At 71.3% G+C, this 1,910-nt stretch carries 2 protein-coding genes and 1 pseudogene; 1 reads left to right on the plus strand and 2 read right to left on the minus strand.

Going from position 1 to position 1,910, the window contains the following annotated elements:
* Together ABZ641_RS35435 and ABZ641_RS35440 are read right to left on the minus strand one after the other, a co-directional pair.
* Positions 1-509 (minus strand): annotated as a pseudogene (locus tag ABZ641_RS35435) (hypothetical protein); the annotation flags it as partial.
* 2 nt (positions 510-511) lie between these two features.
* Complete coding sequence (locus tag ABZ641_RS35440) at positions 512-979, minus strand: carboxymuconolactone decarboxylase family protein (protein WP_344626367.1); 468 nt, start codon at positions 977-979, stop codon at positions 512-514.
* A gap of 331 nt (positions 980-1,310) precedes the next feature.
* Between ABZ641_RS35440 and ABZ641_RS35445 the strand changes: the two genes are divergently transcribed.
* A complete protein-coding gene (locus ABZ641_RS35445) occupies positions 1,311-1,850 on the plus strand; it encodes an EF-hand domain-containing protein (RefSeq protein ID WP_344626368.1) in 540 nt (179 codons plus the stop codon).
* The last annotated feature ends 60 nt before the right edge of the window (positions 1,851-1,910 follow it).

Genomic DNA, 1,910 nt, shown 5'->3' on the forward strand with positions numbered 1-1,910 from the left:
TGGCCGGCGCTGTCCACCGCCTGGTCGTAGAAGGTCTGCTCGGAGTGGGTGTCGGGCTGGTAGGCCTGCAGCGACTGGTAGACCGCCTCCAGTTTGGCGGCGGTGCGGTTGTAGTCGCCCTGGCCGGACCGCATCAGCGGCCACTGCTGCTCGACCACGGCGTGCACGTACCCGTCGACGGCGTGGTTCACCCGGTCGCGGTCGGCGGCCGGGAACGCCTGGGCGTCACGCACGATCTGGGCGGCGGCGGTGGCCTCTGCGGCGACCACGGTCTCCGCGTTCTCCAGCTGCGTCCACAGCGTCACGATGACGAAGGCCAGGATCACGCCGTAGATGGCGCCGAACATGCTGAGCACCACGCCCACCATGTCGTTGTGTGTGCCGTCGGCGGTCTGCGGGTAGCGGCGCCGGGTCAGGGCACTGCCCAGCACGGCGAGGACCACGATGCCGCCGACCACGACGCCGCCGAGGGTGAACGTGGAGAGGTTGTTGAGCAGCCAGACCTCCACCGTCAGACTCCCGCGGCGGCGACCGGCCGGGAGGTCACGGCGATCCGGTTGTAGGTGTTCACCACGGTCGCGGCCCAGGCGACGAAGGCCGCCTCCGGCTCGGAGAGCACGGGACGCGCGGCGCGGTGCAGCGCACGGCCCGCGTCGTGGTCGTGCACCAGGGTCACCGCCTCGGCCAGCGCCAGCGCGGCCCGCTCGCGCTCGGTGAACAGCTCGGACTCCCGCCAGACCACCAACTGGGCCAGCCGGTCGTCCTTCTCGCCCGCCCGGCGGGCGGCGTTGGTGTGCAGGTCCACGCAGTACACGCAGCCGTTGATCTGCGAGCAGCGGAGGCGGACGAGTTCCAGCAGGATCGGCTCCAGGCCGGCGGCCGTGGCGGCCTCCTCGACGGCGCCGTGCAGGGCGTTCACGGCGGCGAAGGCCTGCGGGCCGAGGCCGATCAGGGGCAGCGGGGGGAGTGCGTCGGTCACGGACCGAGAGTAAGCGCCGCAGTGGCTAAGGGAGCTGTCGAACCGTCAGTGATCACCCGGGCGGGCAGGGCGGCGAGGAGGTGTTGACCGGGTCGCCGATTCGAGCGGTCGGCCCGTGGCTGCGCGGCCGCCGGGCGAGATGGGCCGTCAACGAAGTGTCAGGCTCACCCGGTTGGCGGTATGTGTGCGATCGGTCTCCCGCCGCACCGGTAGTGTGACGTTCCGTGGCCGCACCGATACGTGCCGTCACTTCACAGATCAGCCGGGCGCCACCGCCGGCCCTGTCCCTGGGCCGGCAGCCCGTGCGAGACACCCCTTGGAGAACTCCGAGATGACCACTTCCGTGCAGCTCCAGCGTGCCCAGAAGCGCTTCGACCTCTGGGACGTCAACGGCGACGGCCAGATCGACCGCGCCGACTGGGACGCCGAGGCCCAGCGCATCCTCCAGGCCTTCGGCGAGGCCCCCGGCACCCCGGCCGCCCGTGCCCTGACGAATGCCTACCTCGGCATGTGGGCCTTCTTCGCCGACAAGGCCGGCATCGACGAGCAGACCGGCGCCCTCACCCCGGAGCAGTTCAACCACATCGCCGAGGAGCACATCTTCGAGAACGGCGGCGCGGGCTTCGGCCGGGTCGTCAAGCCGACCATCCAGGCGATCGTCGAGCTGGTCGACGTGGACGGCGACGGCCAGGTCAACCCGGCCGAGTTCAAGAGCTGGATGGACGCGATCGGCGTCCAGGACATGAACCCGCTCGAGGCCTTCGCCCAGATCGACGCCAACGGTGACGGGCAGCTCTCCGTCGACGAGCTCGTCCAGGCCGTCCGTGCCTACCACATGGGCGACATCGACGTGCCGCTGCTCGGCCGCTGACCCGCACCGCGGCCCGGGCGGGGCGCCCGGAGGGCTTCTGCACCAAGTGCGGCACGGGCT

Origin of the sequence: Kitasatospora sp. NPDC007106 (assembly GCF_040634455.1) — a bacterium.
GTDB lineage: Bacteria > Actinomycetota > Actinomycetes > Streptomycetales > Streptomycetaceae > Kitasatospora > Kitasatospora arboriphila.